This is a genomic window from Saccharothrix stipae (assembly GCF_054781895.1).
This window is the reverse complement of record NZ_BAAGTN010000007.1, coordinates 808,097-826,466: the sequence shown is the minus strand read 5'-3', so window position 1 is coordinate 826,466 and position 18,370 is coordinate 808,097. Positions and strand designations below refer to the sequence as shown.

Sequence of the window (18,370 nt, the reverse complement as noted above, 5' to 3'; positions counted from 1 at the left end):
GCGCGCGGGTCGACCCGGCGGGTGGTTGCATCGCGGCATGCCGATCGACCAGCAGCTGCTCGTGTTGTTCACCCTGACCACGATCGTCGCGATGATCACACCCGGGCCGGACATGTTGTTCGTCCTCGGGTGCGGGATGCGCGGCGGCCCGCGCGCCGGCCTGCTGGCCACCGCGGGCGTGGCGACGAGCGAGGCCATCCACGTCGTCGTGGCCGCCGCGGGCCTGGCCGCGTTGTTCGCCGCGGTGCCGGTCGCGTTCACCGTGGTCCGCACGATCGGCGCCGCCTACCTCGTCTACCTCGGCGTGCAGGCCATCCGCCACCGCGGGCGGGCCGTGGTCGGCGAGCCGGTGACCGGTGGCATGTCCGGCCGCCGCGCCTACCTGACCGGGGTGGCGACCAACCTGCTCAACCCGAAGATGGTCACCTTCACGATCGCCTTCCTGCCGCAGTTCATCAACCCTGACCTCGGTCGGGTCTGGCTCCAGTTCGCGATCCTGGGCGCCATCCTGATCGCGCTGGAGTTCGTGGTGGACGGCGCGGTCGGCGTGCTGGCCGGTCGCATCGGCGGCTGGCTGCGGCGCAGGCACGCGGCCCGCCGCCGGATCGACGTCGCGACCGGCGGCGTGTTCATCGGGCTGGGCGTCCGGCTGGCCGTCGAGCGCTGACCACGGGAAGACGCGCGCCACGGGCGAAGGTCGTCGCCCTGGACCGGTGGCGACGCAGCTGGTCTACCGTCGCGGTGGCCACGACCTCGGTGGACGAGCGGTTCCGGCTTCCGGGGGCCGGACGTCGTGCGCGAAAGGGAGCAGAGATGATGCTGAACGGCAAGGTCGCGGTGATCTACGGAGCCGGCGGGGCGATCGGTGGCGCGGTCGCACGCGCGTTCGCGGCCGAGGGCGCCGAAGTCTTCCTCACCGGACGCCGCCCGGCCGCCGTCGAGGTCGTCGCCGGGGACATCGCCTCGGCCGGCGGTTCCGCCGAGGCGGCTGAGGTCGACGCGCTCGACGAGCAGGCCGTGGACGAGCACCTCCGGTCCGTGGTCGAGAAGGCCGGACGCGTCGACATCTCGTTCAACGCGATCGGGATACCGAACGCGGGCATCCTCGGCGTGCCCCTGACCGACCTGGACGTCGAGCGGTTCTCCCTGCCGATCACGAGCTACGTGACCTCGTACTTCCTGACCGCGCGCGCCGCGGCCCGGCGGATGGTCGAGCGGAAGTCCGGCGTGATCATGACCGTCACCGCGCTCCACTCGCGCACGGGCATCCCCCTGGTCGGCGGCTACGGTCCGGCGATGGCCGCCAAGGAAGGGCTCACCCGGAGCCTGTCCGCCGAACTCGCGCCCCACGGCGTGCGAGTGGTCGGCCTGCGGCCACAGGCCATCCCGGAGACGCCCGCGATCAGGGAAGCCTTCGAGGAACGCGCCGCGGCGACCGGGATGACCTGGGAGCAGTGGCAGGGCTTCCTCGCGGCCCGGACCCACCCGCGCCGGCTCATGACGTTCGCGGAGTTGGCGGACACGGCCGTCTTCCTGGCCTCCGACAAGGCGAGCGGCATGACGGGGACGACCGTCAACCTGACGATGGGCAGCCTGGACGACTGACCGCGGCGTCCGGGCGCACGCGGGATGGTCGTGGCCGGGGCACTGGTCAGGCGCCGGGGATGGCGGGCTCGACGTCGCCGAGCAGCGCCGCCACGGCGGCGGACTCGGTGCGGTCGCCGAGGGCGGCGAGCAGTGCGAGCGCTTCCCGCCACGTCTCCACGGCGGTCACGGTGGCGCCCACGTCCTGGTGCGCGACGCCGAGCACCTTGAGCGCGGCCGCGCGCTCGCGCTGGTTGCCGATCTTGGCGGCGAGCCGGGCGGCCCTGGTCAACTGGGTGACCGCGACCGCGGCCTGGCCTTGGCGGCACGACAGCTCACCCGCCAGGCGCAGCCCCATCACCTGCCCCAACAGCACACCGTGCTGGTAGAACAGGGCCAGCGCCCGTTGCAGCCGCGGGCTCGGGTCGGCGAGCTCGAACCTCAGTTCCAGCTCGCCCGCGGCCAGGTCGAGGTAGGCGGCCAGCAGCCGCTCACCCCGGACGCGGCACTGGTCGATGCCGGCCGAGAGCCGGTCCCTGATCGACAACGCCGCCTGCCCGTCGCGGCACGCCGCCGCCAGCTCCCACAGCGCCAGCACCCGGTCGTGCGCCGTGCCGACCCGCTGCGCGAGGGCGAGGCACTCCTCGGCGGCGTCCGTCGCCTCCCGGTAGCGGCCCTGTTCACGGTGGATGATCGCGCGCAGGTACCACAGCCGGCACCGACCCAGCTCGTAGCCGCTCGCCACGGCCATCGCCATGGCCGCGTCGCCGTCCCGCACGGCGCGTTCGACGTCGTGCCGCCGGGCGAACGCCATGAGCCCCAGCAGGTCGGCCTCGCCGCGCCGGTCCCCCGCCGCCCGGAACGCCCGCAGCGCCGCGACGAGATCCAGCTCCGGGACGCGCACGCCGGTCATCCGCAGGTAGCAGAGGCTGCGGGTGAGCACCGCGGCGCCGAACCCGTCACCGGCCGCCGCGCACGCGCGCAACGCCAGTTCGTGGGTGCGCCACCAGTCGTCGTAGCGCCCCCGGAAGGCGAAGTAGTTGACCGCCAGGGTGGCGAGTTCCCAGGCGTGCCCGGCGAGCCCGGCGCGACCGGCCTGCTCGACGCCGGCGACCAGCGCGGTGTGCTCGGCGTCGAACCACGCGATCGGATCGCCGTCGACGTCCTCGGCCGACGCGGGCCACCGCACCGCCGAGCCGTCGACGTCCGACGCGACCCGTTCGGTCAGGGTGGCGTCGGCCGCGGCGGCCAGGGTGAGCCAGCCGCCGAGCACCCTGGTGAGCGCCGCGGCCCTGGCCTCGGCGGGTTCCTCGGACTCGGCCCGTTCCCGGGCGAACAACCGGACCAGGTCGTGGAGGCGGTAGCGGAGCCTGCCGTCCGGTCCCGCGCCGGTGCAGACCACGAGCTGGGCGTCGACCAACGCGTCCAGCCGGGCCTCCGCCTCGGCCGGGTCGGTGTCGAGCAGGGCCGCGGGCACCCACGCGGCGAAATCGGGCGCGTCGAGCACGCCGAGCACCCGGAACGCCCGCCGCGCCCCCGGTTCGAGCGCGGTGTAGCTCGCCGCGAGGCTGGTGCGGACCGCCAGGTCGCCGGTCGCCAGCTCGTCCAGGCGGCCGGCCGCGCCGTCGAGCCGGTCGGCCAGCCGCGCCAGTGTCCACTGCGGACGGTTGGCGAGCCGGGCGCCCGCGATCCGCACGGCGAGCGGCAGGTGGTCGCAGCGCGCCACGATGGCCTTGGCCGCGACGGGCTCCGCGGCGAGGCGACGCGGGTCGACCAGCCTGCCCAGCAGCTCCAGCGCCGCGTCCGGGCTGAGCTGGTCCATGGTGACCCACGTGGCGGCCAGCCCGGTCAGCCGCCGCCGGCTGGTCACCAGCACCGCGCAGCTGGGTGTGCCGGGCAGCAGCGGCCGGACCTGCCGTTCGTCGGCCGCGTTGTCCAGCACGACCAGGACCCGCCTGCGGGCCAGGAGCGAGCGCAGGGACTCCGCGCGTTCCTCCAGCCCGGTGGGCAGCGCACGGCCGTCGAGGCCGAGTGCGGTGAGGAACCTGGCCAGCACGTCGTGCGGGTCGGCCGGCGCCACCGGGTCGTCGCCGGTGCGCGGGTCGCCGTCGACGCCGTGCAGGTCGACGTAGAGCTGGCCGTCGGGGAACGACTCGCGCAGCCGGTGCGCCACGTGCACGGCGAGGGTGGTCTTGCCGATACCGGCCCGACCGGTGACCGCGACGACCGGCGTCGCGGTGCCGGGCCCGGTGAGGACGTCCGAGACGTGCCGGACGTGGTGCGCCCGGCCGGTGAAGTCGGGGATGTCGGGTGGGAGCTGGTGCGGTGTCGCACCGGGCACGGCCATCTGTTCCGGCTGGGCGTCCCGCGCGAGCTCCGGGTCGTCGTCCAGGATCGCCCGGTACAGGTCGACGAGCTCGCGGGTCGGCTCGACGCCGAGTTCCTCCACCAGCACGGCGTGTCCACGGCGGTAGGTCTCCAGCGCGTCGGCCCGCCGTCCGCTGCGGTAGAGCGCGAGCATCAACTGGCCGCGCAACGCCTCGGCGAGCGGGTGCTCGGCCACCAGGCGGGACAGTTCGCCGACCACGTCGACGTGCCGGCCCAGCCGCAGCTCGGTGGCCATGTGGGTCTCGACGGCCATCAGCCGCAGCCGTTCCAGCCGCGCGGCCTCCGCGGCGACGAGCCCGGTCTGCGGCACGTCGGCGAGCGCCGGACCCCGCCACAGCGCGAGCGCGGCGGCGAGGAGCTCCGCCGCCCGGGCCGGTTCGCGGTCGGCCAGCCGCTGCCGGGCCTCGGCGACGCCGCGTTCGAAGGCCGACACGTCGATGTCGCCCGGATCGGCGACGAGCTGGTAGCCACCGGGCCGCGTGGCCAGCAGCTCGCCGCGCTGGTCACCCAGCGCCTTGCGCAGCCGCAGCACGTAGGCCTGCACGGTGTTCGTCGCGGTCGCGGGCGGTCGCTCGCCCCACAGCTCGTCCACGAGCCGCTCGGTCGGCACGGTCCGACCGGCGTGGATGACCAGCAGGGCCAGCACCAGCCGCTGCTGCGCGGCCGGGACGCCGGTCCAGCCGGTCTCGTTCGCCAGTTGCAGCGGACCGAGCAACCGGAACCGCATCGTGCCGCCCGACAACGTCCCGCTCAGAGCCACTCCCTCCCCCTGATCGGAGTCTAGCCGCGGCGTCAGCCGCGAGTCAGTCGCGAGTCAAGGCCGGTTCAACGCCGCGACGCAGACTTCCGCCGTCCCCTTGCAGTGACGAACAGGAAAGAGGTGTCACATGGTGAACGTTGTGCACGCGCTGTTCCGGGTGGTGCGGACGGTGGTCGTGGTCGCCCTGCTGGCGGCCGGCGTCGTCATCGCCACCGGCGTCGTGGTCGAGCGGCAGGCCGAGGCGGCCTCGGCGGTCGGCGGCACGATCACGCGCGCCGAGGTGATCGCGAGAGCCAAGTACTGGTACGACCGCGGCGACACCTGGTACAGCCAGGACCAGGCGGACGCGATCTCCGACGGCGACGGCCACTCCTACCGCCCCGACTGCTCGGGCCTCGTGGCGATGGCCTGGCACCTGCCGAAGAAGTCCGACGGCTGGGACCTGAACACCGGCGACTTCCACAGCTGGGACGGCAAGTCGTGGCTGGGCAGCCTGCACGACCTGCTGCCCGGCGACGCCGTGCTGAAGAGCGGCCACATGGAGCTGTTCGAGAAGTGGGTCGACCCGAACGACCACACCAAGGGCGCCTGGGTCTACTCGGAGAACACCTACGGGCAGAAGACCAACCACAACGTCAACTCCTGGTCTGAGATGACCTCCTACCGGGGCATCCGCTACGACAAGATCGTCGACGGCACCGGCGGCACGCCGACCGGCGGTCGGATCGGCATCATCAAGCACGACGGCACCGCGCTGGTGAAGCAGGGCCCGCTGAACGCCGGCTGGAAGGACATGCTCCCCGGCGGGGTCATCAAGGACATCTCCGTGTCCGGTGACCGGGTGGGCATCGTCAAGCAGGACGGCACCGTGCTGGTCAAGGAAGGCGAGCTGAACGCCGGGTGGAAGGACATGCTGCCCGGCGGTGTGATCAAGGACGTCGAGCTGTCCGGCAACCGCATCGCCATCCTGAAGTCGGACGGCACGGTGCTGGTGAAGGAGGGTGAGCTCAACGCGGGCTGGAAGGACATGCTGCCGGGCGGTGTCATGAAGGACGTCGCGCTGGCCGGCAACCGCGTCGGCATCGTCAAGCAGGACGGCACCGTGCTCGTCAAGGAAGGCGAACTCAACGCCGGGTGGAAGGACATGCTCCCCGGCGGCGTCATGACCGACGTCGAACTCGCCGGCAACCGCGTCGCCATCCTCAAGCAGGACGGCACCGTCCTCGTGAAGGAAGGCGAACTCAACACCGCCTGGAAGGACATGCTGCCGGGCGGTGTCATGAAGGACGTCGCGCTGGCCGGCAACCGCGTCGGCATCGTCAAGCAGGACGGCACCGTGCTCGTCAAGGAAGGCGAACTCAACGCCGGGTGGAAGGACATGCTCCCCGGCGGCGTCATGACCGACGTCGAACTCGCCGGCAACCGCGTCGCCATCCTCAAGCAGGACGGCACCGTCCTGGTCAAGGAAGGCGAACTCAACACCGCCTGGAAGGACATGCTCCCCGGCGGCGTCATGAGCAGGGTGACGATGGGCTGACGGTCGATCCAGGACGCGGAGCCGGTTCCGACCGGCTCCGCGTCCTGGTGGGCGCGGTCCGGGATCAGCGTGGCGTCGTCGGGCACCACGGGGCGCGGCGGAGGTCGACGTCCTGCCGGTTCGGGTAGTCGCCGCACGAGGCCAGGACGGTGGGCGGTTCGCCGTCGGACACCCGGAGCACGGCCAGGAACTTGTCGATCGGCACCTGACCGCCGCCGAAGTCGATCACGCCGCTCTCGCCGGACAACGCCCTCGCCCCGCCGATGTCGCCCATCTCCTTCCAGATGTGGCCCGGCGAGACGGGGATCCTCCCCAGCTGGATCATGGCGTGCACGAAGAGGTACAGCGCGTCGTAGGTGAGGGCGGCGTGGCCGTCCAGCGACGGGTTCGCCTCGCCCTCGCACTCCTCCGGCAGGAGTTCGCGCAACGTCTGGTGCATCTCGGTCGCCGCCGCGCAGCCCTGGGCGCCGATCGCGAACGACACGTACTCGAACGGGATCTCGGGGTGCTGCCCGCGCAACGTGTCGTCGGCCGCGTACCGGGCGACGTCGTCACCGGCGAGCAGCGCGGGCGGGTCGTTCTTGCACCCGGCGCTCAGCCCGTCCATCAGCTTGCCGAAGTCCGCGGGCCTGCCCGCGAAGAACACCACGTCCTCGTCGCCCACGGCGCACAGGTCCTGGCCGAGGCGCCTGGCGTCGGAGCCTTGCTCGGCCGACACCGGGCGGTACGGCTCCTCGCGCACCCGCAGCCCCTGCTCGCCGAACCTCTTCGCCACGTCGACGCGCAGGTTGGCCGCGTAGGAGTCCTCCTCGGCGCTGGAGTGCACGATCACCACGCCCCGCTTGTCCGGGTGCGCCGCGCGCACGTGCCCCGCCGCGACCTGCGCCTGGCGGTCGTTGGTCGGCGAGACCTGGAAGTACATCCGGGACGCGGTGGGCATGGCGTCGTCCGAGAGCGTCGCGGCGACCACCGGCAGGCCGACCTCGCCCAGCGCGGTGATGGTGTTCCTGGTCGGCGTGCTGCTCAACGCCATGCCGACCACACCGATGATGCTCTTGTCGTGCTCCAGCATCGACCGGAGCTTGTCGGCGACCACCTCACCGTGCTGCATGGCCGACCCCGCGTTGCTGAGCAGGATCCGGATCAGCGGGTCGTCGGAGTCGGTGCGGTCGAGCAGCCGCGCCTGGCGGGCCGCGACGCCGACCAGCCGGGCGGTGTTGCTGGCCAACGCGTCGCGGCCGGCGCTCATCGCCGACACGTACACCACGGTCGCGTAGGGGCGGCTGGTGTCGCGTGCGTGCGCCTCCAGCACCCGCCGGTTCTGGTCCACGATCAGCTCTTGGATCCGGTTGAAGCGCTTGAGGTCCTCGCCGTCGGCCTGGCCGAACAACGGCACGTGGCCCGTGGTGACGCCCACGCAATCGTCGCCGATCCGCTTGAGGGTGTGCGCGTCGGGGTTGTCCTGGTCGAGCCCGCAGTGCTCGTGGCGCCACTGCGCGTTCGCGGCGTTGATCCCGCGCACGTGCCGGTAGCCGACCGTGGCGACCGACGCGAGCAGCAGCAGCACGACGACCACCAGCACCGAGGTCCGCGACCAGACCGGTGCCTGGCGCACCGACAGCGTGGCCGTGGGCGGCACCTCGCCCCGCTCGACGGAGACGTCGGGCACCTGCAACGGCAGGAACCAGGCGGTGGGGCGGCGGGCGCGGCTGTCGGTGGCCAGCTTGCGGGCCCACGTCTCGTAGGCGTGCACGGCCTGGCCGACCGGGGCCGGCGCGCGTTCGGCCGTGGTCTCCGCGTCCGGCGGCACCTTGGCGCTGCCGCTGATGATCACCAGCGGGTCGAACGCGCCGGTGTCGTTGCGGACGTCGTTGATGATCTTCAGCACGGCGTAGCCGCCGTTGTCGCGGCGGATGCCGTCCAGCAGCACCACCGGGTACACCGTGCGGCGGGCCGACCTGATCCGCCACCACGACCGGCGGTAGGCGCGGCGCACGTCCTCCAGGAACGCGTTGACCAGCAGTTTCGCCAACTGGCCGGTGTCCTCGCGCGGCTCGGCGCTCTGGCCGGGCACCAGCGCCGACGTGAGCCGCTCGGCGAAGCCGATGAACGTGCCCGGGTCGTGCGGCGCGAGGTAGGGCTGGCGCAGCAGCCACCGGTACTCGCTGCCCGGCACGAGCCCGCGCAGCTTCGCCCGGAACAGGAAGGACGGGACGAGCCGCACGACCAGCCGCACCCACCACGGCGCGGTCTCCGCGGCGCTGTCCAGCACGTCCTTCAGGTCGTCACCGCTGCGGCGGCTCAGGTCACGCTCCCGTAATCGGGTCAGCAACGTCGCGGCCGACTCCGAGTTCGAGCCGTCCACGCGCTGGTTCATCAGCCAGTAGACGAGTTCGAAGCGGCGGAACTCGTGCCGCCCGTAGCGGTCGTTGGCGCCGTGGGCCAGCTCGCGGGCGACTTGCACCAGCACCGAGCCGACCGCCTCGACCGTGGCGGGCTCGGGCGTGACGACGTCCGGTTGGGGGTCGGGGAAGCGGTGGTAGGCGTGCGGCACGCGGCCCGGGTGCGCGCCCCGCAGGTGCGAGCGGAGCGCGCCGAGCAGACCGTCGGCCTGCTTGCCGCGGACCAGGCAGACCAACGGGATGCCCCGATCGCCACCCGCCCGCGCGCCCGCCCGGCGGCCGGGCAGCTCGCCGAACCTCGGTCGTTCGGTGAGGTCTTGGAGGAGCTTCACCAGCTCGTCCACGACCTCGACCGACGAAAAACCTTGCCCTGCACCGTCTTCGGCCACCGGACTCCTCGTGCGGACCAGCCTCGTCGCACCCTCTCCGGCGTGACGCAGGACTTCCGACTGTAGTCGCCGGGGTGGTCCGGTTCGGGCGGTTTCGCCACTGTTTCCCCACGTCACCGCAGTCTTGCGGGTTCGGGTCGGGTTCGGGGTCACGGCCACGGCACGCCGGGCGGTCCGGGCTCGTGCGGGATGGCGCGGAACCGGCCCGGTGGACGCGGCGGAGCGCGGCCGGAGATCGAGGAGTACCCGTTGTCGCGGGGGTAGGCGCCGGGCGCGTCCCTGTTCCGCACACCGGTCCGAGTGGTCGACCGAGGACGGGTTGCGCGAACAGGTCGCCGCCGCGCTCGGCCCCGCCCGGCAGCTCACCGGCAGCCCGTTGACGGGTGCGGTCGTGGCGGTGAGCCCGACGTTCGCGCCGTTCAGGGCCGGGCCGTAACCGCGGCCGTTACCGTTTTGACACCAGCGTGACGCCCTGGGCGACACAGAGTAGCGGCGCTCACCTGCAAACGTGACGAGCGTCACCCATTACCGCCCATTGCTTGCCTCGTCAAAACACGAACGGTTACGTTCTCGGCCGCAGATCACGGTTCCATCACCGAAGGGACACGGGCCCGACATCCCCCGATACGGCCCAAGTCCACCTGGATCCCCCGCCAGGTCCGGTGACGGAGTTCCCCGACCGCAGGAGGCTGCACCCTTGGCTCGGCACGTCCGTCACAAGAGCAAACACGACCAGACCACGTTCCAGGTACCCACACCGCCGCCCGGTTACAAGGGCGCGCACCGCGCCGAGTCGGAGCGGGTGCTCCCCCGGCGCATCGCCGGTGTCGCGGTGGCCGTCGGCATCGTGTCCGGCGCCGGGGCCGCGGCCCACGCGATGAGCGGCCCGTTCAGCCCGATGGCCGGCGGCGCCGACTTCGGCGGTGTGCCGGACGACACGGTCCGCACCGGCAAGGTCGACACCGTGCACGCGGTCGACCTCGGTTCGGAGACCGCCCGGATCATCCGCCAGGAGCAGCTGTCCGCGCTCCAGACGTTCAACCAGGCCAGCGGCGTGGCGCAGGACGGGTACGCGGCGCGCAAGGCGGCCGAGGCGAAGGCGGCCGAGGAGGCCCGGGCGGCCGCGGAGGCGCGCAAGCCACCGAAGCAGCGCCAGATCGAGGGCTGGATCCGCGAGGCGATCAAGGTCCTGGCCGCCAACGGCACCCCGATCAACGAGGACAGCCTCGACGAGATCTACACGATCATCATCAAGGAGTCCAACGGCAACCCCAACGCCGTCAACACCTGGGACTCCAACGCCGCCCGCGGCACACCCTCCAAGGGCCTGATGCAGTGCATCGACCCGACGTTCCAGACGCACAAGCTGCCCGGCTACAACGACATCTACGCCCCGGTCGACAACATCATCGCGGGCGTCCGCTACACCTACGCGCGCTACGGCGGCTTCGCCAGGCACCCCGGCCTGGTCGGGATCAACGCGGGCACCGGGTACGTCGGGTACTGACGCCGCGCAGCAGTTCACCGCGCTTCGAATTTCCCGGGACGCGGTGCAAGCGGTACGAACCGGGCCGGTGCGCCTCGTCCGCCAGGTGCTCGACGATGCCGCGGCGCACGAACTCCTTGATCCTCGCGCCGAGGCGACCGTCGACGTGCAACCACAGCGCGACGTCGTGCCGGTGGGCGAACTGGAAGAGGTCGCCGCGTCGGCCCAGGCCGAGGCACTGGCCGGCGAACACCTGGTTGAGGGTCTCGGGCCGCTCACCGGCGATCCGGCTGAGCACCGTGTCCGCGGCCCGCGCGCCCAGCGGCATCGCGGCCTGGCAGCTCATCCGCAGCGGCAGGTCCGACGGTGCCGCCGAGTCGCCGGCCGCGACGATGTGCGGGCCGTCCACGCTGGTCAACGTCTCGTCGGTGCGCAGACGGCCCAGGGCGTCGGTGCTCAGCCCGCTGCGCGCGGCCAGGTCGGGCACGCCGAAGCCGGCGGTCCAGACGGTCACCTCGCTGGGCAGCTCCCCGCCGCCGTCGAGCCGCACGGCGGCGCGCGTCACCGCCGTCACGGTCGTGCCGGCACCGTCGAGCACGGTCACGCCGCCCAGTTCGGCGGCCGTCTCGATACCGGTCGGACCGGCTCCGACCACGGTCACCGCGGCCGTCGCGGGCACGGCGTCGAGGGCCGGCCGCAGCCGCCGCGCGTCCTCCAGGGTCGCGATCGGGTGGGCGAACTCGGCCGCACCCGGCACCTCCCGGTAGTCGACCACCGCGTCGTCGGACCCGCCCACGAGCTGGTGCAGGCGGATCCGCTCGACGAACGCGGGACGCGGGTTGATCAGGGTCACGGTCACGCCGTCGCCTCGCGTCAGGCGGTTGGCCGCCATGACACCGGCGTACCCGCCGCCGATCACGACGACATCGGTGCTCGTAGCCACGGTGCCTCCTCCGGTTTCCGGAACTTCCGGCCTTGAGACACCGCGGCACCGCTCGTTGTGACATCCGTGAGGCGGATCGCTCCCCCGCTCAGCCGAGCCGGAAGTCGGCCACCCGGATCGGCGACGGCGTGGTGCCGCTGGAGCGCTGCTGGTACTGCACCGACAGCACCCCGTCGACCGCCAGCCTGGACGTGTCGACGTTGACCTCGCCGAACGCGTTCATCGACGGCCGGTCGAACACGAGCGCCCAGTCGGTCCACCCGCTGGCCCGGCTCGCCGACACGATCCGGCCCCGCGGCATCACCAGGTAGGCGTTGTCGGACCGGTCGAAGACGAGCTTCGTGCGCTGGGTGCTGCCGGGCGGCACGGGGACCTCGCGCTTGGTCCACGTCCCGTTCGCGTTGCGCACGACGTGGAACGTCCGGCCGTACTGCGTGCGCTGCTGCGCGTAGTTCGACACGCACTGCGTGAACCGGCCCGGCACGTAGCTGATCACCACGTGCGGCGTGCCGGTGGAGTCGGCCGCCTGCCCCTCCTGGTTCATCAGACCGTGGTTCGGGTCGAGCGGGTCGACGACCAGGCCCGGCGAGCCCACCGACACCCGCGTGCCACCGGTGTTGCCGACGACCGCGCCCGCCGCGTTGCGCCACGTCCGGCCCCGGTCGTCGCTGTAGACGTAGCCGGTGTCGTGGTTGGTCAGGCCGCCCGGGTTGCACAGCACGCCCGCGTTGCCCTCACGCCAGGTGAACGCCGCGTGCAGCCGACCGCGCCGGTCGTAGGTGAGGCCGTGCAGGTACATGTTGCGGGTGGTCGACACGACGCCGTTCGGCCCGGTGTAGTTGCCGGTCGCGGACGACCACGCGCCCAGCCGACGCCACGTGCCGCCGGTGTACTCGGCCAACTCGTTCACGCCGTTGCCCGACCCGCCGGTGCGGTAGCTGAACTGCAACGCGCCCTCGGGCGTGACGACGAACTGCGGGTAGGTCATGTTCCCCAGCTCGACGCCGCCCAGGGTCCGTTGCACGGTCCCGAAGACCGACGGGGACCAGCGGTGCGAACCGGGCTGCGAGGCCAGGCCCGCCACGGACTTCGAGTAGTGCAGCCGCGTGTTGTGGGTGTCCATCGCGACGTGCAGGGTGCCGTCCTGGGGCGAGATGCCCAGCGAGATCACGTTGTGCGAGTCGTTGGTGCTCAGCCGGTGCGGCAGCACCGCCTTCTCCCACTCGCCGCCCAGCGGTCGCCGCGCGACGACCGCGTTGCGAGCGGACGTGTACCAGGCCGCGTACTGGTGGCCGTTGTAGGTGATCAGGGCGTCCTGGAACGCGTTGTTGTTGACCAGGCCGTCGTAGGAGACGAAGTACAGCGCCGACTGGTCGAGCAGGGTGTCGGACAGCAGGGTGACGCCCGGCGCGGCGTTCGCCACACCCGGCTGCGCCAAGGACGCGGCCAGCACGACCGCCGCCACGAACGGCGTCTTCACAGGACCACCCCGTCGACCTGCAACGTCTGCACCGAACCCGCCGCGAACGGCACCCGCACGGCCTTCCCGGCCACCCGCACGTCCTGCCGCCGGGTGTACCGGTCGCCCGAGCCGGAGGTGAGCGTGGACCACCGGGTGACCACGCCGTCGGGCGCCTGGCCGAACCGCGACAGGTCGAACGTCAGCGTTTGCGCCGCGCCCGCGTTGGCCGCCACGACCACCAGTCGGCGCGCGGTCGGGTCGTGCGCGGCCACCGCGTAGTCGACGCCGGTGCCGAGGATCCGCATGCCGGGTCGGATGTGCCGGGTGAACTGGGCCAGCACGTGGTACTTGGTCTCCACCGCGCCCGCTTGGCCGGTGTTGCCGTCGTAGCGGATGGCGCCCCAGCCGGCGGTGGGGTCCATGACCTGCCAGTAGCACCAGGCGGTCGGCTTGAGCCAGCGGAAGTCCATCAGCAGGCACCGGGCGGTCTGCATGCCGGAGCCGTCGCCGTCGCCGTGCTCGGAGTTCCACAGGACCTTGCCCGCGGCGCGGACGTCGTTGCCGAGCAGGTCGCGGCGGCCGCCCAGGCCCTGGTAGCCGTGCACGTTCACCTGGCGCACGCGTCCCTTGGTGGCGGCGTCGAAGCTGTTCCAGGTGGTGCGGGCGAGGTCGTAGCTGGTCTCGTCGGACGCCGAGATCCCCGTACCGGTCAGGCCCTGCCGGTCCAGTTCGGTGCGCAGGTGGGCCAGCACGCTGCGCTGCGTGGTGGCGCCGATGTGGCAGCCCTCCTGCGTGCCGTTGGCGTGCCAGTAGGCCGAGGACGGCTCGTTGAACGGGTCCACCGTGCGGAAGGTGACGCCCCACCGGTCACGGGCCTGGCGGGCGGTGACCGCGAGGTGGTGGGCGTGCTGGCGGTGGTTCCACGACTGGAGGTTGTCGTCGGCCGCGTTCGCCGCGCCGGAAGGGTTGTGGTTGTTGCACATCCACCACATCGGCGAGTTCGCGAACAACTCGCTCATCGCACCCCGCTGGGTCGCCTTGACCAGGGCCGCGCGCTGCTTGGCGTCGGCGTTCCAGTTCCACGCCGCCGAGGCCGGGTCCTCGTTGTTCCAGTCCTGCCAGAAACCCTCGATCTGCTTGAACCGCGGGATGTTGGGCGAGGCGACCATCCGCTCGCCGTTCACCGCGTTCCAGCTCGACGCACCCAGGTTGTAGCGGGCGATGTTCAGCCCCAGACCCGGCAACGCCGCACCGTTGTAGGTCATCGTCCCGGTGGTGAAGAACAGGTCGGCGAAGTCGTCCCGGTCACCGAACACGTTCGCCCACCACGCCAACGACGTGCCCCAACCCTCCCACGTGCCCTGGTTGGCGGCGGGGTCGACGCCGATGGTGGCGTCGGCCGCGGCCACGCCGGCACCGAGCGCGCCGCCCGCGACCGCGACGCCGGCCGCCGTGAGCAGTGTTCGTCGGGTGAGCCTTCCCGATGGGTCCACGCCAATCTCCTCGTCAGAAGGTGAACTCGGTGTGCAGGGTGCTCCGGCGGTGTCCGGGGACGTCGGGCGCACGGCGGCGGCGTGCACGTGGCCCAATCGAGACGGTGCGGCGATCCCCCTGCTGGAGTGATGTGGAGCCATTTCAGTCCGTGGCATAGTCCAAGGTCAACGAACCGAACAGGAACGATCAAAGTCGATCGGGACCGACATGCGACTCGCGGTGCAGCGGCGTGAACTGATCCTCGCGGCGGTGAGGGAGCACGGGGTGGTCCGGCTCGCGGACCTGGCGGACCGGCTGGGCGTCACGGCGGTGACGGTCCGCCGCGACGTGACCGCCCTGGCCGACCGCGGGCTGGTGTCCCGGGTGCACGGCGGCATCACCACGCCCCACCACGGCGACCCGCCACCGCCGCCGGCGCGGACGGCGAACCTGCTGGTGGGCATGGTCGCGCCGTCCGAGGACTACTACTGGCCCGCCGTGATCCAGGGCGCGCAGGCCGCCGTCACCACCGCGGGCGGGCGGCTGGCGTTGCGCACGTCGTGCTACGACGCGGTCGAGGACCGGCGGCAGGTGGTGCGGCTGCTCGAACGCGGTGTGCAGGCGTTGCTGGTCGCGCCGAGCACCACCGGGCCCGCCGGGCTCGACCTGATGCGCTGGCTGGGCGGGTTGACCGTGCCGGTGGTGCTGATCGAACGGATGCCGCCGCCGGAGCTGCCGACGATCCGGCTGGACGCCGCCGTCACCGACCACGCGCTGGGCGCGGGCCTGGCGGTGCGGCACCTGGCGTCGTTGGGGCACCGCACCGTCGGCCTGGTGCTGTCGCGGCTGAGCCCGCACCGGGCGGCGATCCGGGCCGGGTGGGCGGCGGCCGTGTCGTCGCTGGACCTGCCGGTGGACGGGGTGCCCGTAGCCGACGTGCCGACGTACGGGGCGCCGGGGTGGGCGCAGGCGTGCGACGACGTGCTGGACCGGTGCGTGCGGGCCGGGGTGCGGGCGTTGCTGGTGCACGCCGACCGGGAGGCGATCGACCTGCTCGAACGCGCGCGTGACCGGGGCCTGGACGTGCCGCGCGACCTGGCCGTCGTGTCGTACGACGACGAGGTGGCCGCGGCTTCCGACCCGCCGTTGACCGCCGTGCGGCCGCAGAAGCACCGGCTCGGCGCGCTGGCCGCGCAACTGGCCCTGGCCCGCGCCGCCGACCCCCTCGACCGGCCCGTGCACCGGGTCGCCCTCTGGCCGAGCCTGACCGTGCGCGAGTCGTGCGGGGCACCGCGTGACCGGCCGGAGTAGGCGCACAACCGCCTGTCGGCCGTACCGGTGCCATCGTCGGAGGGCTGAACGATTGATTGCCGGCCGATCGAGGGCCCACCACGATGAGGGCAGGCCGAACGTGGAGGAGGCCCGCGGTGGCGCGATACCGGTTGCACGTCAACGGCGAACGGCGCGGGGTGGACGTGCCCGAGCGGACGCCGTTGCTGTGGGCGTTGCGGGAACAACTCGGCCTGCTCGGCCCGAAGTACGGGTGCGGGGTGGGCGCGTGCGGCGCTTGCACGTCCCTTGTGGACGGTGAGGCGGCACGGCCGTGCATCACCACCGTGGGCGAGGCGCAGGGCAGGCGCATCACGACCATCGAGGGCTTGTCGGAGGACGGCGACCACCCGGTGCAGCAGGCCTGGCTGGAGCTGGACGTCGCCCAGTGCGGCTACTGCCAGCCCGGCCAGATCATGTCGACGGTCGCGCTGCTGGCGACCAACCCGGACCCGGACGACGCCGAGATCGACGCCGCCCTGCGCGACAACGTGTGCCGGTGCGGCACCTACACGCGGGTCCGCGCCGCCGTGCGCCGGGCCGCGCAGTTGAAGCGGGGTCGGTGATGGACGTCAGTCGGCGGACGTTCCTGGGCGGTGTGCTGGTCGTGACCGTGCCGGTGGTGTTGCCGGGCGTCGCCGACGCGGCGGACGAGTTCGCGCCCAACGTCTTCGTCCGGTTGGACGACCGCGGCCGGATCACCGCGACCGCGCCCAAGCCGGACTCGGGGCAGGGCGTGCGCACGATGGTCGCGCTGCTGGTGGCCGAGGAGCTGATGGTCGGCCCGGACGACGTCCGGCTGGAGCAGGCCCACGGCGACACGGCCCGGTTCGGCTCGCAGGGCGTGGGCAACTCGTTCTCCGCCCGGCAGCTCAGCGAACCGGTGCGCCGGGCCGCCGCGACCGCCCGCTGCCTGCTGGTCGCGGCCGCGGCGCGGCGGTGGGGCGTGCCGGTCGAGGAGTGCGCGGCCCGCGACGGCGCGGTCCGCCACGGTCGCCGCGTGCTGCGGTACGGGAGCCTGGTGCGGGACGCGGCGGCGTTGGACCCGACGACCGTGCCGGTGACGTTGACCCCGCCCGAGCAGTGGCGCCTGCTGGGCCGCACGCGCGCCGGCCGCGTGGACGCCAAGGCGATCGTCACCGGCAAGGCCCGCTACGGCATCGACACCCGCCCGCCGGGCGCGCTGGTCGCCGTCGTGGCCCGGCCGCCGTGGCTCGGCGCGACGGTCGACGCGGTGGACGACAGCGCGGCACGCGCGGTGCCCGGCGTGGTCGCGGTGACGGCGCTCGACCCGGCGACGTCCGGGCAGGGCGGCGTGGCGGTGATCGCCCGGTCGATGCCCGAGGCGCTGCGCGGGCGCGAGGCGTTGCGCGTGACCTGGCGCGGCGGCACGCCGACCGCGGACAGCCGGCAGTGGCTCGCGGAGCTGGAGACCGCGCTGCCCGCCGTGCCCGCGGCGCCGGGGCCGGTGGCGTTCGAGGCCACCTACCAGCTGCCCCTGCTGGCGCACGCGCCGATGGAACCCATGAACTCCACCGCCCACGTGACCGCGACCGGCATCACCGTGTGGACGCCCACGCAAGACCCGGGCACGCTGCGGGCGATGCTCGCCGGGCAGTTCGGGCTCGACCAGGCGAACGTGCGGGTCGAGCCGACGTTGGCGGGTGGTGCGTTCGGCAGGCGGATCGAGCCGGACCCGGTGCTGGAGGCCATCGCCTGCTCGCGGGCGGCGGGCGCGCCGGTGAGCGTGCTCTGGACCCGTGACGACGACATGCGGCACGACTCGTACCGGCCGATGTCGGTGCACCGGCTGTCCGCCGTGGTCGACGCCGCCGGCGTGCCGACGTGGCGGGCGCACGGGATCGCCACCTGGCCGTTGACCATCATGCCGTTCTTCAACAACCCCGCCATCATCAAGGCCGCCGGTGATCACTTCCCGTACTCGGTGCCGGGCCGGGTCGACGTGACCCTGCGGGACGCGCCGCTGCGCACCGGTTTCTGGCGCGCGGTCTACGCCGGGCAGTTCCAGTACGCCGAGGAGAGCTTCCTCGGCGAGCTCGGCCACCGCGCCGGGCTCGACCAGGTCGACCTGCGCCGGCGGCTGCTGCCCGCCGACTCGCGCCTGCGCCGGGTGCTGGACGCGGCGGCGGCACGGGCGGGTGGCGTGCGGCCCGGTTCCACCCGCGGGGTGGCGTGCCACGACGACTACGGCTCGGTGATCGCGGTGATCGCCGACGGCTCCGACGGCCGGCTGCGCCGGGTGACCGCGGCGGTCGACGTCGGCCCGGTGCTGCACCCGTCCGGGGTGCGCGCCCAGGTCGAGGGCGGCGTGATGGACGCGGTGTCGACGGTCTCCGGCGCGCAGATCACCGTGCGGGACGGGCGGGTCGTGCAGTCGTCGTTCCGCGACTACGCGTGGGCGCGCATCGACCAGGCGCCGGACATCGACGTGGTGCTCGTGCGGTCGGACGCCCCGATCGGCGGGCTGGGCGAGCTGGCCTTCCCACCCGCGGCGGCGGCCGTCGCATTCGTCACCGGACGGCCCGTCACGGGCATGCCGGTGGGGGTCGAGGTGGGCTGAAAATCCGCGGGTGCCCCGATCACGTCGACCTATCCT

General features: G+C 73.0%; 13 protein-coding genes. 7 read left to right on the top strand and 6 right to left on the bottom strand.

Going from position 1 to position 18,370, the window contains the following annotated elements:
- Positions 1 to 37 precede the first annotated feature (37 nt).
- Complete coding sequence (locus tag ACYVLT_RS16395; RefSeq protein ID WP_461121040.1) at positions 38 to 667, top strand: LysE family translocator; 630 nt, start codon at positions 38 to 40, stop codon at positions 665 to 667.
- Between the two features lie 146 nt (positions 668 to 813).
- Complete coding sequence (locus tag ACYVLT_RS16390) at positions 814 to 1,605, top strand: SDR family NAD(P)-dependent oxidoreductase (RefSeq protein ID WP_461121039.1); 792 nt, start codon at positions 814 to 816, stop codon at positions 1,603 to 1,605.
- 46 nt (positions 1,606 to 1,651) lie between these two features.
- On the opposite strand, the gene ACYVLT_RS16385 is transcribed toward ACYVLT_RS16390, so the two are convergent.
- Positions 1,652 to 4,732, bottom strand: a complete 3,081-nt coding sequence (locus ACYVLT_RS16385; protein WP_461121038.1) for an AfsR/SARP family transcriptional regulator — start codon at positions 4,730 to 4,732, stop codon at positions 1,652 to 1,654.
- A 127-nt stretch (positions 4,733 to 4,859) separates the two neighbouring features.
- Here ACYVLT_RS16385 and ACYVLT_RS16380 point away from each other — a divergent pair, with 127 nt between their 5' ends.
- The gene (locus tag ACYVLT_RS16380) at positions 4,860 to 6,269 is read left to right on the top strand and encodes a hypothetical protein (protein ID WP_461121037.1); all 1,410 of its coding nucleotides are present in this window, start codon (positions 4,860 to 4,862) and stop codon (positions 6,267 to 6,269) included.
- 64 nt (positions 6,270 to 6,333) lie between these two features.
- On the opposite strand, the gene ACYVLT_RS16375 is transcribed toward ACYVLT_RS16380, so the two are convergent.
- Positions 6,334 to 9,060 carry a type 1 periplasmic-binding domain-containing protein gene (locus ACYVLT_RS16375; RefSeq protein WP_461121036.1) on the bottom strand — a complete coding sequence of 909 codons (2,727 nt, stop codon included), beginning with the start codon at positions 9,058 to 9,060 and terminating at the stop codon, positions 6,334 to 6,336.
- 149 nt (positions 9,061 to 9,209) lie between these two features.
- Positions 9,210 to 9,350: a hypothetical protein gene (locus tag ACYVLT_RS16370; protein WP_461121035.1), complete on the bottom strand. Its 141-nt coding sequence runs from the start codon at positions 9,348 to 9,350 to the stop codon at positions 9,210 to 9,212.
- Positions 9,351 to 9,757: 407 nt separating this feature from the next.
- On the opposite strand from ACYVLT_RS16370, the gene ACYVLT_RS16365 reads away from it, so the two are divergent.
- Positions 9,758 to 10,567 (top strand): transglycosylase SLT domain-containing protein, encoded by an 810-nt coding sequence (locus ACYVLT_RS16365; RefSeq protein WP_461121034.1) that lies wholly within the window; start codon positions 9,758 to 9,760, stop codon positions 10,565 to 10,567.
- On the opposite strand, the gene ACYVLT_RS16360 is transcribed toward ACYVLT_RS16365, so the two are convergent.
- The 3 genes from ACYVLT_RS16360 to ACYVLT_RS16350 form a co-directional block, all read right to left on the bottom strand.
- A complete protein-coding gene (locus ACYVLT_RS16360; protein ID WP_461121033.1) occupies positions 10,536 to 11,489 on the bottom strand; it encodes an NAD(P)/FAD-dependent oxidoreductase in 954 nt (317 codons plus the stop codon). The two genes, ACYVLT_RS16365 and ACYVLT_RS16360, sit on opposite strands and share 32 nt — an antisense overlap.
- Before the next feature lie 88 nt (positions 11,490 to 11,577).
- Entirely contained in the window at positions 11,578 to 12,969 is a 1,392-nt protein-coding gene (locus ACYVLT_RS16355) for a BNR repeat-containing protein (protein ID WP_461121032.1), read from the bottom strand.
- A complete protein-coding gene (locus ACYVLT_RS16350) occupies positions 12,966 to 14,444 on the bottom strand; it encodes a glycoside hydrolase (protein WP_461121031.1) in 1,479 nt (492 codons plus the stop codon). Before ACYVLT_RS16350 ends, ACYVLT_RS16355 begins: the two co-directional genes overlap by 4 nt.
- 208 nt (positions 14,445 to 14,652) lie before the next feature.
- On the opposite strand from ACYVLT_RS16350, the gene ACYVLT_RS16345 reads away from it, so the two are divergent.
- The 3 genes from ACYVLT_RS16345 (at position 14,653) to ACYVLT_RS16335 (ending at position 18,334) form a co-directional block, all read left to right on the top strand.
- Positions 14,653 to 15,735: a substrate-binding domain-containing protein gene (locus ACYVLT_RS16345; RefSeq protein ID WP_461121030.1), complete on the top strand. Its 1,083-nt coding sequence runs from the start codon at positions 14,653 to 14,655 to the stop codon at positions 15,733 to 15,735.
- A gap of 116 nt (positions 15,736 to 15,851) precedes the next feature.
- Positions 15,852 to 16,319: a (2Fe-2S)-binding protein gene (locus ACYVLT_RS16340; RefSeq protein WP_461121029.1), complete on the top strand. Its 468-nt coding sequence runs from the start codon at positions 15,852 to 15,854 to the stop codon at positions 16,317 to 16,319.
- Positions 16,319 to 18,334, top strand: a complete 2,016-nt coding sequence (locus tag ACYVLT_RS16335; protein ID WP_461121028.1) for a xanthine dehydrogenase family protein molybdopterin-binding subunit — start codon at positions 16,319 to 16,321, stop codon at positions 18,332 to 18,334. Before ACYVLT_RS16340 ends, ACYVLT_RS16335 begins: the two co-directional genes overlap by 1 nt.
- Positions 18,335 to 18,370: the final 36 nt, after the last annotated feature.